The 18,971-nt window shown below is 57.1% G+C and carries 19 protein-coding genes; 9 read left to right on the top strand and 10 right to left on the bottom strand.

Annotated elements, in window-relative coordinates; all coding sequences use genetic code 11:
- Window positions 1–11 precede the first annotated feature (11 nt).
- The 4 genes from recA to ACOERD_RS15250 all read left to right on the top strand — a co-directional run bounded on the left by recA (window position 12) and on the right by ACOERD_RS15250 (window position 5,182).
- Complete coding sequence (recA, locus tag ACOERD_RS15265) at window positions 12–1,079, top strand: recombinase RecA (protein ID WP_419739602.1); 1,068 nt, start codon at window positions 12–14, stop codon at window positions 1,077–1,079.
- 177 nt (window positions 1,080–1,256) lie between these two features.
- Entirely contained in the window at window positions 1,257–3,929 is a 2,673-nt protein-coding gene (gene alaS / locus ACOERD_RS15260) for an alanine--tRNA ligase (RefSeq protein WP_419739601.1), read from the top strand.
- A gap of 1 nt (window position 3,930) precedes the next feature.
- Window positions 3,931–4,218: a DUF1330 domain-containing protein gene (locus ACOERD_RS15255; protein ID WP_170705000.1), complete on the top strand. Its 288-nt coding sequence runs from the start codon at window positions 3,931–3,933 to the stop codon at window positions 4,216–4,218.
- Window positions 4,219–4,558: 340 nt separating this feature from the next.
- Entirely contained in the window at window positions 4,559–5,182 is a 624-nt protein-coding gene (locus ACOERD_RS15250) for a transglutaminase-like cysteine peptidase (protein ID WP_419739600.1), read from the top strand.
- A 117-nt stretch (window positions 5,183–5,299) separates the two neighbouring features.
- Here ACOERD_RS15250 and ACOERD_RS15245 read toward each other — a convergent pair whose 3' ends face one another.
- On the bottom strand, window positions 5,300–5,908 hold the full coding sequence (locus ACOERD_RS15245; protein WP_419739599.1) for a hypothetical protein: 609 nt from the start codon (window positions 5,906–5,908) through the stop codon (window positions 5,300–5,302).
- A gap of 216 nt (window positions 5,909–6,124) precedes the next feature.
- Between ACOERD_RS15245 and ACOERD_RS15240 the strand changes: the two genes are divergently transcribed.
- Complete coding sequence (locus tag ACOERD_RS15240; protein WP_419739598.1) at window positions 6,125–6,688, top strand: helix-turn-helix domain-containing protein; 564 nt, start codon at window positions 6,125–6,127, stop codon at window positions 6,686–6,688.
- A gap of 132 nt (window positions 6,689–6,820) precedes the next feature.
- Here ACOERD_RS15240 and istB read toward each other — a convergent pair whose 3' ends face one another.
- Complete coding sequence (istB, locus tag ACOERD_RS15235) at window positions 6,821–7,552, bottom strand: IS21-like element helper ATPase IstB (protein WP_419737606.1); 732 nt, start codon at window positions 7,550–7,552, stop codon at window positions 6,821–6,823.
- Window positions 7,539–9,047 (bottom strand): IS21 family transposase, encoded by a 1,509-nt coding sequence (istA, locus tag ACOERD_RS15230; protein WP_419737605.1) that lies wholly within the window; start codon window positions 9,045–9,047, stop codon window positions 7,539–7,541. Before istA ends, istB begins: the two co-directional genes overlap by 14 nt.
- 116 nt (window positions 9,048–9,163) lie before the next feature.
- On the opposite strand from istA, the gene ACOERD_RS15225 reads away from it, so the two are divergent.
- Window positions 9,164–9,850, top strand: a complete 687-nt coding sequence (locus tag ACOERD_RS15225) for a hypothetical protein (RefSeq protein ID WP_419739597.1) — start codon at window positions 9,164–9,166, stop codon at window positions 9,848–9,850.
- A gap of 307 nt (window positions 9,851–10,157) precedes the next feature.
- Here ACOERD_RS15225 and typA read toward each other — a convergent pair whose 3' ends face one another.
- The 4 genes from typA to ACOERD_RS15205 form a co-directional block, all read right to left on the bottom strand.
- On the bottom strand, window positions 10,158–11,975 hold the full coding sequence (gene typA / locus ACOERD_RS15220; RefSeq protein WP_419739596.1) for a translational GTPase TypA: 1,818 nt from the start codon (window positions 11,973–11,975) through the stop codon (window positions 10,158–10,160).
- A 76-nt stretch (window positions 11,976–12,051) separates the two neighbouring features.
- The gene (locus ACOERD_RS15215; protein ID WP_419740150.1) at window positions 12,052–12,387 is read right to left on the bottom strand and encodes a DMT family transporter; all 336 of its coding nucleotides are present in this window, start codon (window positions 12,385–12,387) and stop codon (window positions 12,052–12,054) included.
- A 373-nt stretch (window positions 12,388–12,760) separates the two neighbouring features.
- Complete coding sequence (locus ACOERD_RS15210) at window positions 12,761–13,045, bottom strand: HD domain-containing protein (RefSeq protein WP_419740149.1); 285 nt, start codon at window positions 13,043–13,045, stop codon at window positions 12,761–12,763.
- 87 nt (window positions 13,046–13,132) lie between these two features.
- Window positions 13,133–14,875 carry an IS1634 family transposase gene (locus ACOERD_RS15205; RefSeq protein ID WP_419737624.1) on the bottom strand — a complete coding sequence of 581 codons (1,743 nt, stop codon included), beginning with the start codon at window positions 14,873–14,875 and terminating at the stop codon, window positions 13,133–13,135.
- On the opposite strand from ACOERD_RS15205, the gene ACOERD_RS15200 reads away from it, so the two are divergent.
- Complete coding sequence (locus ACOERD_RS15200; protein WP_419739595.1) at window positions 14,868–15,086, top strand: hypothetical protein; 219 nt, start codon at window positions 14,868–14,870, stop codon at window positions 15,084–15,086. The genes ACOERD_RS15205 and ACOERD_RS15200 overlap by 8 nt on opposite strands.
- Window positions 15,087–15,183: 97 nt before the next feature.
- Here ACOERD_RS15200 and ACOERD_RS15195 read toward each other — a convergent pair whose 3' ends face one another.
- From ACOERD_RS15195 to ACOERD_RS15185, 3 genes are read right to left on the bottom strand one after another with little or no spacing between them, the layout of a single operon-like run.
- The gene (locus ACOERD_RS15195; protein ID WP_419739594.1) at window positions 15,184–16,341 is read right to left on the bottom strand and encodes an HD domain-containing protein; all 1,158 of its coding nucleotides are present in this window, start codon (window positions 16,339–16,341) and stop codon (window positions 15,184–15,186) included.
- Entirely contained in the window at window positions 16,338–16,583 is a 246-nt protein-coding gene (locus ACOERD_RS15190; protein ID WP_170373684.1) for a hypothetical protein, read from the bottom strand. The genes ACOERD_RS15195 and ACOERD_RS15190 overlap by 4 nt, the downstream gene beginning before the upstream one ends.
- Window positions 16,583–17,236 (bottom strand): alpha/beta hydrolase, encoded by a 654-nt coding sequence (locus ACOERD_RS15185; protein ID WP_170373685.1) that lies wholly within the window; start codon window positions 17,234–17,236, stop codon window positions 16,583–16,585. The genes ACOERD_RS15190 and ACOERD_RS15185 overlap by 1 nt, the downstream gene beginning before the upstream one ends.
- 175 nt (window positions 17,237–17,411) lie before the next feature.
- Between ACOERD_RS15185 and ACOERD_RS15180 the strand changes: the two genes are divergently transcribed.
- A complete protein-coding gene (locus tag ACOERD_RS15180) occupies window positions 17,412–17,870 on the top strand; it encodes an Rrf2 family transcriptional regulator (RefSeq protein ID WP_170373686.1) in 459 nt (152 codons plus the stop codon).
- A gap of 51 nt (window positions 17,871–17,921) precedes the next feature.
- Window positions 17,922–18,965 carry a cysteine desulfurase family protein gene (locus ACOERD_RS15175; RefSeq protein WP_419739593.1) on the top strand — a complete coding sequence of 348 codons (1,044 nt, stop codon included), beginning with the start codon at window positions 17,922–17,924 and terminating at the stop codon, window positions 18,963–18,965.
- Window positions 18,966–18,971 lie beyond the last annotated feature (6 nt).

The raw sequence follows: 18,971 nt of genomic DNA, 5'->3' as shown, positions 1-18,971 counted from the left end.
GCGACAGGACAATGGCGGATCTTCTGACGATGAGCGACAAGAAAAACGCGGACAAGCAAAAGGCGCTCGATAGCGCGCTGGCCCAGATCGAACGGCAATTCGGTAAAGGCTCGATCATGAAGCTGGGCGAGGATGCCAAGCAGGATATCGAGGCAAGCTCGACCGGGTCTCTGGGTCTGGATATCGCGCTGGGAATCGGCGGTCTGCCGATGGGCCGGATTGTTGAGATTTACGGACCTGAAAGCTCGGGCAAGACAACGCTGACGCTGCATTGTATTGCCGAACAGCAAAAGCGCGGCGGTGTCTGTGCGTTTGTCGACGCAGAGCATGCGCTTGACCCGCAATATGCCCGCAAGCTGGGCGTTGATCTGGACGAGTTGCTGATCTCGCAGCCTGACACCGGCGAACAAGCGCTGGAAATCACCGACACACTGGTTCGGTCTGGCGCGGTTAACATGGTCGTGGTCGACTCGGTGGCGGCGCTGACGCCGAAATCCGAATTGGAAGGCGACATGGGCGACAGCAATGTAGGTGTTCAGGCCCGTCTGATGAGCCAGGCGATGCGCAAACTGACCGGCTCGATCAGCCGTTCGAACTGCATGGTGATCTTCATCAACCAGATTCGGATGAAGATTGGCGTGATGTTTGGCAGCCCGGAAACCACGACTGGTGGTAATGCGCTGAAATTCTACAGCTCGGTTCGTCTGGACATTCGCCGTATCGGCGCAATCAAAGATCGAGATGAAGTGGTCGGGAACCAGACCCGCGTCAAAGTCGTTAAGAACAAGGTGGCCCCTCCGTTCAAACAGGTGGAATTTGACATCATGTATGGCGAAGGCATCTCGAAAATGGGTGAACTGCTGGATCTTGGCGTCAAGGCCGGTGTGGTCGAGAAGTCGGGTTCGTGGTTCAGCTACGGGGACGAACGGATCGGGCAGGGTCGCGAAAACGCCAAGCAGTATCTTCGCGATCACTCTCGGGTCGCTTTGGAAATCGAGGACAAGATCCGCGCGGCCCATGGTCTGGACTTCGACATGCCGCCCGGAGCGGCCGAGGATGACGATATCCTTGAGGCCTAGAGAACGCTGACGGGAACAGCCTAAATCCCCCGGCACCCCATTGGTGCTGAGAATACCCGGTACAGGGCGGTCCATCGGGGCCGCCTTGTTTCGTTTGGAAGGTCAATGCTGTGGACACTTTGCGGGCGCGGCGATAAACCTGCGCAGACCATTCTGATTGCGCGCTGAGAGAGCCCCATGCCAACGTTGAACGACATCCGATCGACCTTTCTGAACTACTTTGCCAAGCAGGGGCACGAAGTGGTGGCGTCCAGCCCTCTGGTGCCGCGCAACGATCCGACTTTGATGTTCGTGAACTCGGGCATGGTGCAGTTCAAGAACCTGTTCACCGGTGTTGAAACGCGCGACTACCAGCGCGCGACCACCGCGCAAAAATGTGTGCGGGCAGGCGGCAAGCACAATGACCTCGACAATGTGGGTTATACCGCGCGCCACCACACTTTCTTTGAGATGCTGGGGAACTTCTCCTTCGGTGACTATTTCAAGCACGACGCGATTCCCTTCGCATGGGAGTTGATCACCAAGGAATTCGGCATCGACAAAAACCGTCTGCTGACCACGGTCTATCACACCGACGACGAAGCCTTTGAAATCTGGAAGAAAGTCGGCGTTCCCGAGGATCGCATCATCCGTATCGCTACCAGCGACAATTTCTGGCAGATGGGGCCGACCGGACCCTGCGGTCCCTGCACCGAGATTTTTTATGACCACGGCGATCACATCTGGGGCGGCCCTCCGGGATCGGCTGAGGAAGATGGCGACCGGTTCATCGAAATTTGGAACATCGTTTTCATGCAGAACGAGCAGTTCGAGGACGGCTCGATGGTGGAGCTTGACATGCAGTCGATCGACACTGGCATGGGGCTGGAGCGGATCGGCGCGCTGCTGCAAGGTAGCCATGACAACTACGACACCGACCTGTTCAAGACACTGATCGAGGCTTCGGCGGAGGCGACCGGCGTTGATCCTTATGGCGATCAGAACGTTCACCACCGCGTGATCGCGGACCACCTGCGCTCAACCTCGTTCCTGATTGCTGACGGCGTGATGCCCAGCAATGACGGACGTGGCTATGTTCTGCGCCGGATCATGCGCCGCGCCATGCGTCACGCACACCTTTTGGGCGCCAAGGATCCGGTGATGCACCGGCTGGTGCCCTCGCTCGTACAACTGATGGGCGCTCAATACTCGGAACTGGGGCAGGCGCAGGCGTTGATCGAAGAGACTCTGCTGCTGGAAGAAACACGGTTCAAGCAAACGCTGGATCGCGGCCTGAAGTTGCTGGATGACGAGGTCGCGGGCCTGCCCGACGGTGCTGCTTTGTCCGGTGATGCGGCGTTCAAGCTCTATGACACCTATGGGTTCCCACTCGATTTGACCCAGGATGCCCTGCGGGAAAAAGGCCGGACCGTCGATACTGACGGGTTCGATGCGGCCATGGCAGAGCAGAAAGTCAAGGCCCGCGCGGCATGGGCCGGTTCCGGCGAGGCTGCGGATCAGGCGGTTTGGTTTGACGTGGCCGACAGCGCTGGCGCGACCGATTTCCTGGGCTATGACACCGAAAAAGCCGAGGCTCAGGTCGCGGCGCTGATCGTCGATGGCGCTCTGGTCGACAAGATCGAACAGGGTGGCAGTGGCTGGGTCGTCGTGAACCAAACACCGTTCTATGGCGAGGCTGGTGGTCAGGTCGGCGACAGTGGTGAGCTACGCCGCCTCGATGCGCGCGAAGAAATTGCGCGCGTTGAAGACACCAAGAAATTCGCCGATGGCAAAGTCTATGCACACAAGGTGACCGTGGATCATGGCACCCTATCCAAAGGTGACGCGGTTGAGCTAGAAGTGGATCATGCGCGCCGTTCGGCCATTCGTTCCAATCATTCTGCCACGCACCTTTTGCACGAAGCTCTACGAGAGACTTTGGGCAATCACGTAGCTCAGCGGGGTTCTTTGAATGCCTCGGATCGTTTGCGGTTCGATTTCAGCCATTCCAAGGCTCTGACTCTGGAGGAAATCCAAAAGGTCGAGCGTGAGGTGAACGATTTCATCCGCCAGAACTCGAGCGTAGAAACCCGGATCATGACGCCGGACGACGCACGTGAACTGGGTGCTCAGGCTTTGTTTGGTGAGAAATACGGCGACGAAGTTCGCGTTGTTTCGATGGGTAAGGCGCCGACCGGCAAGGGCCAGGATGGCGAGACTTGGTCGATTGAACTCTGCGGTGGCACGCATGTCCGCCAAACCGGCGATATCGGCACGTTCGTTGTACTGGGCGACAGTGCAAGCAGTGCAGGTGTCCGGCGGATTGAGGCGCTCACGGGCGATGAAGCCTTCCGCTATCTGTCCGCGCAAGATCACCGCTTGGCACAGGTCGCGTTAGAGTTGAAAGCACAGCCGGATGACGTGGTCACACGCGTGAAATCTCTGCTGGATGAGCGGAGAGCCCTGCAAAACGAAGTTGCTCAGCTGCGCCGCGATCTCGCTATGGCAGGCGGGGCCGGGCAGGGCGGCGGCGCGGAAGCGACCGAAGTCAACGGCGTCAAGTTTCTGGCCCAGACACTCAGCGGTGTATCCGGCAAGGATCTTCCAGCATTGATTGACGAACACAAAAGCCGGCTGGGATCTGGCGCGGTTCTTCTGATCGCGGACACAGGCGGCAAAGCGGCCGTCGCGGCTGGGGTCACCGCGGACCTGACCGATACGGTTTCTGCCGTTAGTCTGGTCAAAGCCGCAGTGGTTGAGCTGGGCGGTAAGGGCGGCGGAGGTCGCCGGGATATGGCCCAAGGTGGCGGCAAAGACGCGAGTAACGCTGATGCGGCGATCAAAGCCGCGGAACAGGTATTGGAGGGGTAAGATGGCTGCTCTTTGGATTGCACATGTCACGGTGACTGACACCGAAGCTTATGGAAAATACGCCGAGCTGGCGGGGCCTGCGATCGCTGCGCATGGCGGAGAATTCATTGCGCGTGCGGCGCGTTACGTTCAGCTCGAAGGGAAGGAGCGTCCGCGAAATGTGGTCGCACGTTTCCCCTCAGTCGAGGCCGCGGTCGAGTGCTATAACTCCGCCGCATACCAAGAAGCGCTCGATCACGCCCGCGGGGCGAGCGAGCGCGAATTGGTCGTTGTTGAGATCACCGACTGAGAATCAGCTGTTTCAGCCGGGTCGGTTTGACAGACTCAGCGAAAATCAGCACACAAAATCCCGCGCGGCTTCCATTTCTTTCTTGGGGGTCGCGATTACATTAAAAGTTTAATAAAAAACAATACATTACAACGCTTCAACAATCTAACCTAGTTATAAATGTGGCGAATTGCCCTCAATTCTTGCCCGAAATTGCCGCGGATTGTGACGAATTTCCGCCTTTTTTACCCCTGATCTTCAACATTGATTGCGTCACCAAAGCCAGTTGCGGTTAAAGTCGGAAAACTTCGACACCCTGATTGGCCGGACTCACGCGGGCAACATGGATTGAGGAACGGGTATGAAATATTCGGCAGTAGGTTTTTCGGCGGGTCTTCGGTCGGTCGTCAGATTTTCAGGGCGCTCCGTTGCGATTTGCGCTTTGGTCCTGACGTCGTTTTTCACCGCCTCTGTCGCGCAGGCATCAGAGGGCGCGTTCATCACCGCGATTTCAACCTCTCCGCCACCGTCCGGAGCGCAGCAGCTTTGCCGTCAGTACAGCTGGGCCTGTTCAGGCCAAAGAGCGGCTTCGTTGACGAGCAAACAGGAAATGCAGATCGTCAAGAAAGTGAACTTGCAAGTCAACGCGTCCACCCGTGCAATTACAGACCAATCTCAATACCGACAGCGTGAGTTTTGGGCCTTGCCGACGACACGGGGCGGTGATTGCGAAGACTTTGCCTTGTTGAAAAAGCGCAACCTGATCAAAGCAGGAATTGATCCGAGCAAGCTTTTGATTGCGACTGTTTTGGATACGCGTCGGAACGCGCATGCTGTGTTGGTGTATCGATCAGCTCAGGGTGATCTGGTTCTGGACAACTTGACCAACAGCATCAAACCGTGGAAAGCGACCCGGTATCTGTTTCTGAGGATGCAAGACCCAAAACAGCCGCGCCGTTGGGTTGGGGTTTATGGGAACAGTTGATTAAATCTCGCACCCAAAGGGTTAAGGGCGCCGATTGCGGCGCCCTTTTTAAATCTTCGGTACGAACAATTCGCTATCGCCAATTTTGATCTTGCTTAGATCTTAAACCTTAAGGCTCTACTGTGTAGCTTCGTCGCCTTTCTTGGTGTCGTCGCCGCCTTTCTTGCCGCCGTCGCCGCCTTTCTTGCCGCCGTCGCCACCTTTCTTGCCGCCGTCGCCACCTTTCTTGCCGCCGTCGCCACCTTTCTTGCCGCCGTCGCCACCTTTCTTGCCGCCGTCGCCACCTTTCTTGCCGCCGTCGCCACCTTTCTTACCGCCGTCGCCGCCTTTCTTGCCGCCATCGTCACCCTTGTCATCGGGCCCACTATCTTCACCCGGAGGATTTCCAGACGGACCACCCGTAGTACCGGGATTTCCATCAGGTTTTCCATCGCCGGATCTTTGATCAGCGAACCCTGTGGATGCGGTTGGTAAGTCCGAAAGCAGCGCGGCCAGTTGCGGGCATTCCGCACCGGTACGGGCCAGGAAGTTGCCGAAATCGGCGCGACGCTGAATGTAACGGATCATGCCCGATGTGACGGCGTCACATTCGCAGAGGATCTCGGGCGAGCTTGCAGCCTGACGTGCCGTTGAGACAGTACATGCGGCTTGTGCGGCTGTAACGCCTACCATTTGAACGGCAACAGCTGCGGCGACTACTTTTAGTTTGCTGGAATGGATGCCCATGATGGAACTCCTCGGTACTCGTTAATCTCTGCGTCGAACTTATGCACCAAAACCAAATGGGCTTGTATGAACGACGTCACACTTTGGACAAGATTACACCTTTTTAAGGTCGAACTTACAAGTCGCCGCCCACTTGGCTGTCGCTAACACGCGATATGTCCGGTGTATGTAACATGCGATCTGTCCGGTTCTATTCTGTCTCTGAGAGGAGGCGTTATGAACCGAGCAGAAGTGTTACAGGAAGTTCGACTGATGAAGTTTGAAGATGTGTATTCGCGGCGAAGCGCGAACAAGCTGACGCAAGAACAGGCGGCTGAGATACTGGGTGTATCCGTGCGCACCGTCAGGCGTTGGGAGGATCGATTTGAGGCGGATGGTGCAGAAGGTCTGTACGACCGTCGGCTTGGCAAACTGGCCAACAATCGTGTTGCCACGGATAAGGTCATGGAGATGCTTGAACTGTTTGATACCAAGTACTGGGATTACACGCCGAAGCATTTCCACGAGAAGCTGGTGGCCCACCATGGTTTCACACAGAGCTACAACTGGGTGCGGCTTACACTGCAGCGCCACGGCCGGGTTCAGGCAGCACCCCGACGAGGTGCCCATCGGCGCAAGCGGCCCCGCCGTCCGATGGTTGGCATGATGTTGCATCAGGACGGCTCCAGCCATGAATGGGTTCCGGGTCAGTGGTGGGATCTGATCGTCACCATGGACTGTCAATCGGCATTGAATAATGACCCCCCATCGGCGTCCAAATTTGACCCCCCTTGGAGCTAAGAGGGGCGTTGAGGGGGTCGTGTTTAGGTTGATTCAGGAGGGGGTGGACAGCAGGTCAAACCGAAAAGAGAGCGTAGCTCGACTGAAGGTTTGACCTGCTGTCTGTTTTGAATTTATTCCCCGATTTCGAGGTTAGTCGCGGTGGTTAATTCGCCAGCTTTCGTTCCCGGTTTCGATGATATCGCAATGGTGTGTCAGTCGATCCAGGAGAGCAGTGGTCATTTTGGCATCTGTGAACACACTCGGCCATTCAGCAAATGCGAGGTTGGTTGTTAGCAGAATAGACGTTCGCTCGTACAGTTTGCTGATGAGATGGAAGAGTAATCGTCCACCAGACTCTGCGAACGGCAGATAACCGAGTTCGTCTATAATCACGAGGTCGACGCGGATCAGCTGCTCGCTGAGCCGCCCGGCGTTGCCTTCGCGATGTTCAGCCTCCAGCTTGTTCGCGAGATCCACAGCGCTGAAGAACCTGACCCGCCGGCGGTTATTGACCGCGTGGCCCCCGATCGCTGTTGCGAGATGCGTTTTGCCCGATCCGGTTCCACCGACCAGCACGCCATTCCTGGCCTGGTCCATAAAATCGCCGTCATGAAGATTGCGCACGACTTCCTCGTTGACGGGGCTGACCGTGAAGTCGAACTCAGGTAAGGACTTGCAGACCGGGAACTTTGCGGCACCCATCTGATACCGGATCGAGCGCGCAGTCTTTTCGGCCAGTTCGGCCGTGAGGAGTTCGGCCACGACCTGTTGGGGCCGCCAGTTGTTTTTGGCTGCGGCCTGCATCACTTCGTCAAAGCAGTTGACGATGCCTGGCAACTTCAGTTGACGGGCAAGTTCGAGAATTTCCTTACGCAGTTGCATGGGAGCCTCCAAGCCTGTCATAGCGAGCGCAATCCGCGATCGGTGCCATTTTCAGCTGCAGGTGGGCAGGCGGCTCAATCGCCTTTGGCGGCGGGGGATTGGTGCGCCGAGAGACAATGTTCAGGATCGCATCGGCCTTGCGCAGGCCAGATTTTAGAGCTTCTTCGCAGGCAGCCTCGACCACATCAATGTCGTGCTGGTAAGCAGCGAAAAGAATATCGGCAAGTTGCCGGTCTCCGTCGGATGTGCCCCGCAGATGGGTCCAGATCTGCGTCATTGCCGGTGGTAGGTCCCAGTCACGGAACGGTGCTCCATTGCGCAGAGCGCCAGGCTTGCGCTTGAGGACGGGCACATAGTGCCAAGGGTTGAAGATCGTTTTTCCTCGGCCGAAGCACCGTTCGTGCTCTCCGACAATCTCACCGTCTTGGCGCAGGACAATCCGCGTGGCGTAGACCTGCAACTGGACCTGACGTCCAACAGCTCTTGCCTCAACGCTGTATTTGTTTCTTTCGAAGTTGATCAGGCAGGTTCGGCTCACGGCGACCGTCTTTTCACGGAACCCGACGAAGGGCTTCTGCAGATGCGTCAGCAGCGGCTTTTCCTGCTGGAACTCCTCCCAGACCGTCACCTCCAGGTTTTCCGGATGCCGCAGTTCTTTTGCGCGTTTGATCGCGTCTTTTTGCAGCCGGGCATTCAATTCATCGAAGTCGGCCACCTCCAGACGCGGTGTAAAACTATAGGCGCGGCTCTCCTTGACCAGATTCTCAACCTGACCCTTCTCCCAACCGGCCGCGCGCGTACAGGCGATCGGGTTCACCAGATGATGAGAACACATCCGGGAGAATGCCTTGTTGAACTTTCTTTCCTTGCCCGACAGGATCGCATCGACGGCGGTCGTCATGTTATCGTAGATCCCGTTGATGCAGCCTCCACCAAAGAATTTGAAGGCCTCGTCGTGGGCATCAAAGACCATCTCCTGCGTCTCGCGCGGATAGGCAATGGAGAATGGCATGCGGCTATGGCAAAGTTTGAAATGGGCAACCTTCACGGTCGTGAGTGCACCGTCCATCAAAACCGTCTCCACACTCCAGTCGAACTGGTACGCCTCCCCAGGATCAAAGATCAGCGGGATGAACGCCTGCGCCTGTTGTCGGCCGTGCGCAATGCGCCAATTCTTTGTGTAGCGTCGAACACTGTCATACCCGCCGCCAAAACCATCATCGGAGAGTTCCTTCCAGATTTTGGTCATCCGCTTGCGGTGTTTCTTCGGAAGCGCCTCGTTCTCCTCAAGCGTTTCATCCAGACGCGCGCGCCAAGGCCCGAGCACCGGGTATGGCTGCGATTTGCGCTCATATTTGAACTCCGTCACTCCCGATCGGATTATCTTTCGAACCGTTGCACGGCTCAAATTGAGCGAACGGCAAATTTCCTTGATGCTCTTTTTTTCGATCAGGTGTAAGCGACGCACTTTTCTAATAGTTTCCACGCAAATCATCCCGCTTGCCTCTCCATCGACTGCTCAATGAAAAGGATGTCTACAACCATAGGGAGGGGTCAAATTTGGACGCCGATTTCCCCGCTTAGGGGGTCAAAATTGCACGCTTTTCTACAATGGACGATGCCACCAACCGGGTTTATTCGGCATTCTTTGTCGAGGAAGAAGGGACGATGAGCAGTTTTCAGGGGCTGACAGAGGTGATCGAGGCGCAAGGTCTGTTTTGCTCGCTCTATGCCGATCGGGGCTCTCATTACTGGCATACGCCCGAAGCGGGCGGCAAAGTGGACAAGGACAATCTGACCCAGGTCGGGCGCGCCTTGCAGCAACTCGGCATTGAGCTGATCCCGGCCTATTCACCGCAGGCCCGTGGACGGTCTGAACGCATGTTTGGCACGTTCCAGAACCGATTGCCGCAGGAACTGCGGTCCCATGGGATCACAACCATTGAAGAGGCCAATCAGTTCCTGAAAGAGGTCTATCTTCCCGAACACAATGCCCTGTTTGCAAAGGAGCCGGAGGATACGACCTCGGCCTTCGTGCCGTTTACAGGCAATGTGCGCGACACCCTGTGTGTGCAGGAAGACCGCGTCGTCGGCAACGACAATACGGTGCGCTACAAGGGCCTGGTCATGCAGATCGCGGCAGACAGGCACCGTCATCATTTCGTCAAGGCGAAGGTCAGGGTCCACGAATACCCCGATGGTCAACTGGTCATCTTCCACGGCCCGAGATGCATTGGCCGCTACCAGCCTGACGGATCACCCATCACACAGGAGGATAGCAAACACAAAGTCGCGTGACCCGCTTCGACGTGGCGCGAACGCGGTGGCCCAAATCTACGGTCGCCTACGGCTCCCTCCGAATTGGGCCACCGCGCAATCAACTGAAGCGGACAATTGGCATGTTACCTACACCGGACAATTCAGAATGTTCTCGACAGTCGCCGCCCACTTGGCGAGATTGCTAAAAGACCGGAAAAATCGCAAAAATCACTTAAAACCAATAAGAAAGGCCAGCCGAGGGCTGACCGTTCCTTGAATGCCATTTTTCAAGATTGAGGAAATAATGTCACAAAAATGGCATTGTTTCCCAATCGAGAACGGCGATTTATCCGGCTTTCGCCATCCGTTTCCGCTCATGCGGGTCAAGGAATCGCTTGCGAAGACGGATTGCGTTAGGCGTCACCTCGACCAGTTCGTCGTCATCAATATAGGCGATGGCTTCTTCCAATGAGAACTGGATGTGGGGCGTCAGGCGCACCGCGTCGTCCGAGCCGCTGGCCCGCACGTTGGTCAGTTTCTTGCCTTTCAGCGGGTTCACTTCCAGATCGTTGTCGCGGGAATGCTCACTAATCACCATGCCCTGATAGACATCGGTCTGAGGGCCAACGAACATGCGGCCACGCTCTTCGAGGTTCCACAGGGCGTAAGCGACGGCCTGGCCATTCTCCATCGAGATCAAAACGCCAGCACGACGGCCCGGGATCTGCCCTTTATGCGCAGCCCAGCCATGGAACACGCGGTTCAGAACACCAGTGCCGCGGGTGTCCGTCAGGAACTCTCCGTGATAGCCGATCAGGCCACGGGACGGCACATGCGCTATGATCCGGGTTTTTCCGGCACCGGCAGGGCGCATCTCGACCAGTTCGCCCTTACGCGCACCGGTGATCTTTTCGATGACCGCACCGGAATATTCGTCATCCACGTCGATCGTGACTTCTTCGACAGGCTCCAGCCGTTGACCGTCTTCCTCGCGGAACAAAACCTGCGGACGAGAGATGCTGAGCTCGAACCCTTCGCGGCGCATGTTCTCGATCAGAACGCCCATCTGAAGTTCGCCACGGCCTGCCACTTCGAACGCCTCGCCTCCTGGAGTGTCGGTGATGCGGATCGCGACGTTCGACTCCGCCTCTTTCATCAGGCGGTCGCGGATGACTCGGGATTGCACCTTCTTGCCGTCACGACCAGCCAGAGGCGAGTCGTTGATGCCGAAAGTCACGGTGATGGTCGGCGGGTCGATGGGCTGAGCGGGCAGGGCCTCTTCAACCTGCGGGGCCACCAGCGAGTCCGCGACGGTAGCTTTGCTCATACCTGCGATGGTCACGATGTCACCGGCTTCGGCTACGTCGATCGGTTGTTGGGCCAGACCGCGGAAGGCCAGGATTTTCGACGCGCGGAAGTTCTCAATCAATGTCCCATCACGGGACAGCGCCTTGAGGCTGTCGCCCGCTTTCAGAGTACCGCTTTCCACGCGGCCCGTCAGGATGCGACCGATGAAAGGGTCGCTGCCCAAGGTGGTGGCCAGCATACGGAACGGTTCGTCCTTCTTTTCGGCCTGTTTCGGCGCAGGCACGTGATCGACAACCAGATCGAACAGCGCGGTCAGGTCCTTGCGTGGCCCGTCCAGCTCCATATCCGCCCAGCCAGACCGGCCCGAGGCATACATGGCCGGGAAGTCCAGCTGATCGTCAATGGCGCCGAGGTTTGCGAAGAGGTCGAAACACTCATCCAGAGCCCGGTCGGGTTCGGCATCGGGTTTGTCGACCTTGTTCAGGACTACGATGGGGCGCAGGCCCAGTGCCAGCGCTTTGGAGGTCACGAACTTGGTCTGAGGCATCGGGCCTTCAGCCGCGTCAACCAGCAGGACAACACCGTCCACCATGCTGAGGATACGCTCAACCTCGCCACCGAAATCGGCGTGGCCGGGGGTGTCGACGATGTTGATGCGCGTGCCTTTCCATTCGACCGAGGTCGCCTTGGCCAGAATGGTAATGCCGCGCTCGCGTTCCAGATCGTTGCTGTCCATGGCGCGTTCCGCCACGGCCTGATTTTCCCGGAACGCGCCGGATTGTTTGAGCAGCTCATCCACCAGGGTCGTTTTACCGTGGTCCACGTGAGCGATGATTGCGATATTGCGCAGGTCCATGAGAGGTCAGCCTTTGAACGGGAAGTTGCCCGGCGCATAGCGCGGCTTGACGCAATATACCAGCCCAAACCGGCGTTCAGTGGCCTGCGGTCTTTGAAAACAGATGAATGATCAGGATTCCGGCCAATATCAGGGTCAGCCCCAGAACCGCCCAAAGGTCGAGCTTTTGCCCAAACACCACAAAGCCGATGATGGCGATGAAGAAAATCCCAAGCCCGGACCAGATCGCATAGACGATGCCCACTGGCATGTATTTCAACGTCAATCCCAATAGGTAGAACGCCACTCCGTAAGCAACTACGACCAGAACCGAAGGCCAGAAGCGCGAGAATTGCTGACTGGCCTGTAAGGCCGTTGTGCCTACGGTTTCGGCAAAGACGGCCATCAGCAGGATCAGGTAGGCTTTGGGCATGATCTCAACCTTTTGCATGCAAATCACGCGCGAATTCTCAACATGAAACAGGCCGCCCCGGCAAGCACATTCGGTTGCTTGGGTGCGTGACACCACAAGATAAAGGTCGGGTATACCTGACTACGATCTGATCACAATTTATGCAAATAACAGAACAGTATTTGTTGATTTGTTTTCGAGTTTTTCAATGACTGTGTTTATTAAATACGTCGTTTTTGCTTCGACTCTTATTGCGGCGCTAGGGTGGCTTGCAGACGGGGGGTCCGTCAGTTCTGATGCAACCCAATTGTTAGTTGGTTTCTTTGTTTTGTAGTTTTGGCGTTAATCAAGATCCTAGCAGGGAAAAGGGCCTTATTGGCCCTTTTTCTTTTGCCTAGCCCCTCGCTGAAACCGTGAAGTAATCTGCCAAATACGGTTGCAACCAATCCCAAAGACCAGGCGCACCGCGTTCGATGGCGGGCCTTACCCGCGCTTCGATCTGAGGGTAGGTCACGGCATAATCAACCCATGAGCCGCCGCCCGTTTCCAAATTTGCGATTGGGGTTTGAAACCGGTCAACAGCCTTTGCAAACCGCGCATCGGATGAACTGGCACTCTCAAACTCATGCCAGAGATCGGAAAATGCCTGCATCTCCTGACTTCCGACATTTTTTCGTATAAGTCATTGATATTATTATGCCTTGGTTGCCAAAAGGCACTACACGGACTTTTTTCGCCAGCGATTGTTTCGGAGTGTTGAGGGAGCTCAGGCTTTGGTCTGGCCAGTTTTTCGGGTGCGCCCGGGGGGTATCTTGAAAGGGGCTTCGTTCCAGGTCAGGCCGACGCAGGTGAGGATGCGTCTGGCATCGACCGTGGCATGGCTTGGCATGCCGTAGCGGTCAGGGGTGCCTTTGTGGCGCAGGATCGAGAGCTGCAATGCGTTCAACTCGTTGCGGATACGAGCCGGGCTCATCGGGTGTCCGAGCAGGTCCAGATGCTTGCGCAGGTGCTGCAGGCAGCAGAAGGCCATGTAGCAGATGGCGATATGGGCCCGGACCCGACGCGGCGACCAGTGATAGATGGGCCGGATTTTCAGATCGTGCTTGTTGGTGCGGAAGCAGGCTTCGATCTCCCACAACTGGTGATAGCGGGCAATGACGTCCTGTGCCTCCAGTTCGTCCGCACCATGAACAACAATGGCATGCAGCCCGTCCCATTGTGCCGCTGCCTTGATCTTTGCATCATCCAGCGTGACGTCCCCGCTGTCGGGGAAGGCCAGGAAGCGGCCATATCCCCGGCTGCTGAAGCTGCCGGGTTTGCGAGAGCGCTTGAGCTTCTTGTGCAGCTTTTCGATTGCCTTGTCGCGCTTGTGGGCATCATTGCGTGCCCGGGTGGGTGACCAGGTCACAATGACCCGCGCTCCCTCCTGGTCGATCACCTTGTACCAGCCCTTCTCGGTTGCCTCTTCAGAACCGTGTCCAGCCCAAGGCTGGCGTCCCTCCGGGCTCAAAATGTTCGCCTTCACGGCGGCCGGGGCGGACTTCATGCGATAGCCGAGGATGTAGGGCAGACCCTTGTTCTGCAACATCTGCTGGTTGTCCTTGCTGAGCATGGCGGCATCGGCCACGAACGTGACCCTGGCCACGTCGAAGCGTCCCTCCAACGCCTTCAGCGCAGCTTCCAGCGTATGACCTTCCCAGGTGTTTCCCGGGAAGAGTTCATAGCCCACAGGCAGCCCATCGGAGGTGACGATCAGCGCCAGCATGACCTGAGCGCGGTGATGCTTGCCATCCTTGCTGAAGCCCTTGGCCAGAAGATGATCCTGCTCGACCCCGTCCGCATCCTCGGCCGGGTCCTCGCGCTCGGTGTCAAAGGCCAGGGTCGTGCAATCGTAGAACAGCACGGTCACTGGCCCGCCCAGCAACTTCTCTGCCGCCGCGTGAGAGGTTTTGCAAATCCCGTCTATCACCGGCGTATTGATGTAATCCATGCTCCGATAGACCACGTCCAGATTGAGCGTGATGCCTGCCTGGTTCTCCAACGCCTCCACGGTCGCGCGCTTGCTCTCGGGCTGTGCGATCCGCGCCATAACCAGCTCTTTCACAATGCGATTGGCACTTTTACGCGCCGCCCCCAGAAGGGCCCCCCAACCCAGTTGGTCATACATCGTCCCCATGACATCCCGCAGACCCAGAGAGACCCGCGCCTCCTCACGGCACTCGGCAAGATCAACGCCAAGCTTGTCCGGCCGCGGAGCGCGGCGCACCAGCGCCTGCAGATCGGCATATTCCGTGGGCGTGAACAGTTCCATTTGCGGCGAGCGATCAATGCGTAATTGCTCCATCAAGCGGCCCGCCAGACGCTTGATATCCTCAATCTCGCTGTCGTTATGGGCCACACCCACATGGCGCAGGATCTTCTGGCGTACCTTGGAGCCGGTGCGGACGGATTCAACGATCTGGATCCGTGTGCGGTTGAGCTTTGCGTCATGTTTGGTGCGGATGAACATGGGCGAAGAGGTTAGCCATCTGAAGGCCCATGTCAATACTTTTTATAATAATGGGGCACTACAACGCGCCTCTGAGCAACCACACCTGAAAACAAACCAAAAACCCAGTCAGATCAACAAAAAGGTCGGAAGTCAGGAAATACGTCGTTTTTGCTTCGACTCTTATTGCGGCGCTAGGGTGGCTTGCAGACGGGGGGTCCGTCAGTTCTGATGCAACCCAATTGTTAGTTGGTTTCTTTGTTTTGTAGTTTTGGCGTTAATCAAGATCCTAGCAGGGAAAAGGGCCTTATTGGCCCTTTTTCTTTTGCCTAGCCCCTCGCTGAAACCGTGAAGTAATCTGCCAAATACGGTTGCAACCAATCCCAAAGACCAGGCGCACCGCGTTCGATGGCGGGCCTTACCCGCGCTTCGATCTGAGGGTAGGTCACGGCATAATCAACCCATGAGCCGCCGCCCGTTTCCAAATTTGCGATTGGGGTTTGAAACCGGTCAACAGCCTTTGCAAACCGCGCATCGGATGAACTGGCACTCTCAAACTCATGCCAGAGATCGGAAAATGCCTGCATCTGATCCTGGGGTAATAGTCCGAACAGGCGTCGGGCTGCGGCCTCTTCCTTTTCGGCTTGTGCTGCGTGATCGACCTGACCGTGGATCGGGTGATCTCCGGCGTCGATCTCGACAATGTCGTGAAGCAGCAGCATTTGCAGGACACGGTCCAACTGTACCTCATCGTCGGAATGTTCCGCCAGAACCCATGCGTACAGCATGATGTGCCACGAGTGCTCGGCCGAGTTTTCGAACCGATCAGCCGCCATCAGGCGTGACGCGCGCATGACGGATTTCAACTGATCCGCCTCAACCAGAAACACCAACCGTTGGGTGAAGCTGTTATCCTCGGTCGGTGCTTCCGACAATAACGCAACCGCGTGCTCATAGGCCTGAGGCAGCGCCTCACTCAGATAAGCCGCGCGCCCGGTCGCGAGGTTCTCACGGGCGATCTCAATATGGTCGGACCGTTTAGGAGAAGCATACAGCACCTGAAACAGGGGCTGACACCGGTCGAGCATCTTGGCGAACTTGGCGTCGGGCGTCTGATCGGCTTCGAATTCCTTCCACAGGTCCAAAAAACTTTGGGTCTGGTCCGACGGCAACAGACCGAACAAATCCAAAGCCGCTGCGTGTTCGGCGTTCGCGACGCTCTGCCAGTCGGTCTCGAGATGGATTGGATGGTCACCCACGATGATCTCGACCAGATCATGCAGCAACAACATGCGGATGACCCGATCAATTGACACATCCGGCCCGGCCAGAGGCCCCATGACCAGCGCCCAAAGCGCCAGATGCCAGCTATGTTCTGCAGAGTTTTCCGGGCGAGACTGATCCAGCAGGGTGTTTGCCCGATCCACCGTCTTCAACTTGTCCGCTTGTTTCAGAAACGCGATTTGCGCGGACAGTCGATCATTCATTGTTTTTCAATCGCTTTCAGTTTGGAGCGGTGATCTGTCAGGCGTTTGATCACGAATTGGCGGGCCTGGCGCTCGGACAAGCGCACGCGGATTTCGGTCAGAAAGGCCTCTTCCAGAGATTGGGAGGAGGCCGCCAGCAAATTGCCGACCTCCATGTAAAACCGATCGTCGCCGGTTTCATCCATGACCTTCAATGTATCCTCGGCCAGTTTGGCAGCGAGGGTATTGATGGTGTCTGTCATCAGCGCGTGTTCTCAGTCAGGCGTCGTTTTACATAGTCGCTGACATCGGTGATGAGCGTATCCATGTGCTGATCCTGGAAGAAATGATCCGCGCCTTCGACCTCATTATGAGTGATCGTGATGCCCTTCTGCTCATGCAACTTGTTGACAAGCGCGGTTGTATCCGCCGGAGGCGCCACGCGGTCGGACGAGCCGTTAATGATCAGGCCCGAAGACGGGCAGGGCGCGAGGAACGAGAAGTCGTACATATTCGCCGGGGGCGACACGCTGATGAAACCGGTGATTTCCGGGCGGCGCATCAGCAACTGCATTCCGATCCACGCACCGAACGAGAAGCCGGCTACCCAGCAATGCTTGGAGTTGTTGTTCATCGACTGCAGATAGTCGAGAGCCGAGGCGGCATCGCTCAACTCGCCTACGCCTTGATCATATTCGCCCTGGCTGCGGCCCACACCGCGGAAGTTGAAGCGCAACACGGTGAATCCCATGTTGTAGAACGCATAGTGTAGATTGTAGACCACCTTGTTGTTCATTGTCCCGCCGAACTGAGGATGCGGGTGAAGCACGATGGCGATCGGTGCGTCTTTTTCCTTTTGCGGGTGGTAGCGGCCTTCCAGGCGGCCTTCGGGTCCGGGAAAAATCACCTCGGGCATGTGTGCTTTGGTCCTGTCTTTATCTTGGGCGCCGGGAAATACTTGACTGTATTCGTTGGGCACCTTAGAACGGTTCTAAATGTGATATCCTGCGCAACGCGCTGTCAGTCGGAGATACGCACTGGCGGCGGCGGCGTCAATGATTTCGCGTCCAGCTTGCCGAAGGGAAATGACAATGAAGCTGTCGACAAAGGGCCGGTATGCCATGGTGGCGCTGGCGGACATTGCGCTGCAGCCCTCGGACAAGATCGTGACACTGGGCGAAATCTCGGAACGGCAGGATATCTCGCTGCCGTATCTTGAGCAGTTGTTCGTGAAATTGCGCCGGGCCGAGCTTGTGACCTCGACCCGTGGTCCGGGTGGGGGATACCGCCTTGCACGGCAGCCATCTGAGATCCGCGTGGTCGAGATTCTGTCCGCCGTCGATGAAACGGTGGATGCAATGGCCAAGGGCGCCGGGGCCTCGGGCGCGTCCTCGGGAAGCCGGGCGCAATCCCTGACGAACCGTCTTTGGGAAAGCCTCAGCGCACATGTCTATGTGTTCCTGCATCAGACTAGATTGTCTGACGTTATCAAGAACGACCTCGCGCCCTGTCCGGCGGTTCCGAACCTGTTTGCCGTTGTGGATGAGTGATCCGTAGCCTCTGAGTGCAAGTTTCAGAAATATCTGGGAAAAGATGACTCCATGAATCGTGTTTATCTCGATCACAACGCCACAACGCCTTTGCGGCCCGAAGCGCGGGACGCGATGATCGCGGCAATGGATGTCTGCGGCAACCCATCGTCGGTCCATGCAGAGGGGCGCGCGGCGAAGGCTTTGGTCGAACGCGCACGAGCGCAGGTGGCATCGGCTTTTGGGGCTGATGGTGCGGATATTGTATTTACCTCCGGCTCGACCGAAGGCGCCGCTTTGGCTTTGGCGGGTCGAAATCTGCACGGTGCATCAATTGAACATGACGCGGTAAGAGCATGGATTGCCAGGGATATCTTGGTTTCTTCGGACGGGATGGCCACTGTGAGCGATCCAGCGAATGCGACGCTGCAAGTTGCGAACTCGGAAACGGGTATCGTGCAAACGCTGCCCAAGGGGCTGGCGGTGACCGATGCGACCCAGGCATTTGGCAAACTGCCGATTGCGTTCAACTGGATGGACGTTCAGATGGCGCTTGTGTCCGCGCATAAACTGGCTGGGCCGAAAGGGGTCGGAGCCGTCGTGATGAAGCGCGGCACGGATCTGCCTGCTCAGATCAAGGGCGGCGGGCAAGAGATGGGGCGGCGCTCTGGAACCGAAAATGTCATTGGAATAGCGGGGTTCGGGGCCGCTGCTGAAGCAGCTGCCAGAGATCTCGCCAATGGCGTTTGGGAGCAGGTCGAAGAATTTAGAAATATTCTAGAAAACGCCCTTGAGGCTGGTGAAAGATCACCTATTTTTGTCGGGAAAGACCAGACTCGCCTGCCAAACACGTCATGTTTCGCGTCACCGGGTTGGAAGGGTGAAACGCAGGTCATGCAGATGGACCTGTCTGGTTTTGCGGTCAGCGCGGGTTCGGCCTGCTCAAGCGGAAAGGTCCGCGCCAGCGCTGTTCTGACTGCGATGGGATTTGATGAGGGGACGGCAGCTAGCGCGATCCGCGTGTCGCTGGGACCTCGGACTACCAAGGAAGATGTGCTGCGTTTCGCCGAAACGTGGCTTGAGAAAGAGAAAAAGCATCGCGCGCGGGCCGCGTGATCTGAC

Origin of the sequence: Ruegeria sp. (assembly GCF_965199275.1) — a bacterium.
Taxonomy (GTDB): domain Bacteria; phylum Pseudomonadota; class Alphaproteobacteria; order Rhodobacterales; family Rhodobacteraceae; genus Ruegeria.
The sequence above is the reverse complement of the archived record's forward strand: the minus strand, read 5'-3'. Positions and strand labels throughout refer to the sequence as shown.

What these genes read in the sequence shown, in the direction of transcription:
- ACOERD_RS15250 (WP_419739600.1), top strand. Translation starts at nt 4,559, where the DNA reads ATGAAATATTCGGCAGTAGGTTTTTCGGCGGGTCTTCGGTCGGTCGTC.
- ACOERD_RS15240 (WP_419739598.1), top strand. Translation starts at nt 6,125, where the DNA reads ATGAACCGAGCAGAAGTGTTACAGGAAGTTCGACTGATGAAGTTTGAA.
- ACOERD_RS15180 (WP_170373686.1), top strand. Translation starts at nt 17,412, where the DNA reads ATGAAGCTGTCGACAAAGGGCCGGTATGCCATGGTGGCGCTGGCGGAC.
- istB (WP_419737606.1), bottom strand. Translation starts at nt 7,552, where the DNA reads ATGCAACTGCGTAAGGAAATTCTCGAACTTGCCCGTCAACTGAAGTTG.
- ACOERD_RS15195 (WP_419739594.1), bottom strand. Translation starts at nt 16,341, where the DNA reads ATGAATGATCGACTGTCCGCGCAAATCGCGTTTCTGAAACAAGCGGAC.
- ACOERD_RS15225 (WP_419739597.1), top strand. Translation starts at nt 9,164, where the DNA reads ATGGACGATGCCACCAACCGGGTTTATTCGGCATTCTTTGTCGAGGAA.
- istA (WP_419737605.1), bottom strand. Translation starts at nt 9,047, where the DNA reads ATGATTTGCGTGGAAACTATTAGAAAAGTGCGTCGCTTACACCTGATC.
- ACOERD_RS15205 (WP_419737624.1), bottom strand. Translation starts at nt 14,875, where the DNA reads ATGTTCATCCGCACCAAACATGACGCAAAGCTCAACCGCACACGGATC.
- ACOERD_RS15255 (WP_170705000.1), top strand. Translation starts at nt 3,931, where the DNA reads ATGGCTGCTCTTTGGATTGCACATGTCACGGTGACTGACACCGAAGCT.
- recA (WP_419739602.1), top strand. Translation starts at nt 12, where the DNA reads ATGGCGGATCTTCTGACGATGAGCGACAAGAAAAACGCGGACAAGCAA.
- ACOERD_RS15175 (WP_419739593.1), top strand. Translation starts at nt 17,922, where the DNA reads ATGAATCGTGTTTATCTCGATCACAACGCCACAACGCCTTTGCGGCCC.
- ACOERD_RS15245 (WP_419739599.1), bottom strand. Translation starts at nt 5,908, where the DNA reads ATGGGCATCCATTCCAGCAAACTAAAAGTAGTCGCCGCAGCTGTTGCC.
- typA (WP_419739596.1), bottom strand. Translation starts at nt 11,975, where the DNA reads ATGGACCTGCGCAATATCGCAATCATCGCTCACGTGGACCACGGTAAA.
- alaS (WP_419739601.1), top strand. Translation starts at nt 1,257, where the DNA reads ATGCCAACGTTGAACGACATCCGATCGACCTTTCTGAACTACTTTGCC.
- ACOERD_RS15185 (WP_170373685.1), bottom strand. Translation starts at nt 17,236, where the DNA reads ATGCCCGAGGTGATTTTTCCCGGACCCGAAGGCCGCCTGGAAGGCCGC.
- ACOERD_RS15190 (WP_170373684.1), bottom strand. Translation starts at nt 16,583, where the DNA reads ATGACAGACACCATCAATACCCTCGCTGCCAAACTGGCCGAGGATACA.
- ACOERD_RS15200 (WP_419739595.1), top strand. Translation starts at nt 14,868, where the DNA reads ATGAACATGGGCGAAGAGGTTAGCCATCTGAAGGCCCATGTCAATACT.
- ACOERD_RS15215 (WP_419740150.1), bottom strand. Translation starts at nt 12,387, where the DNA reads ATGCCCAAAGCCTACCTGATCCTGCTGATGGCCGTCTTTGCCGAAACC.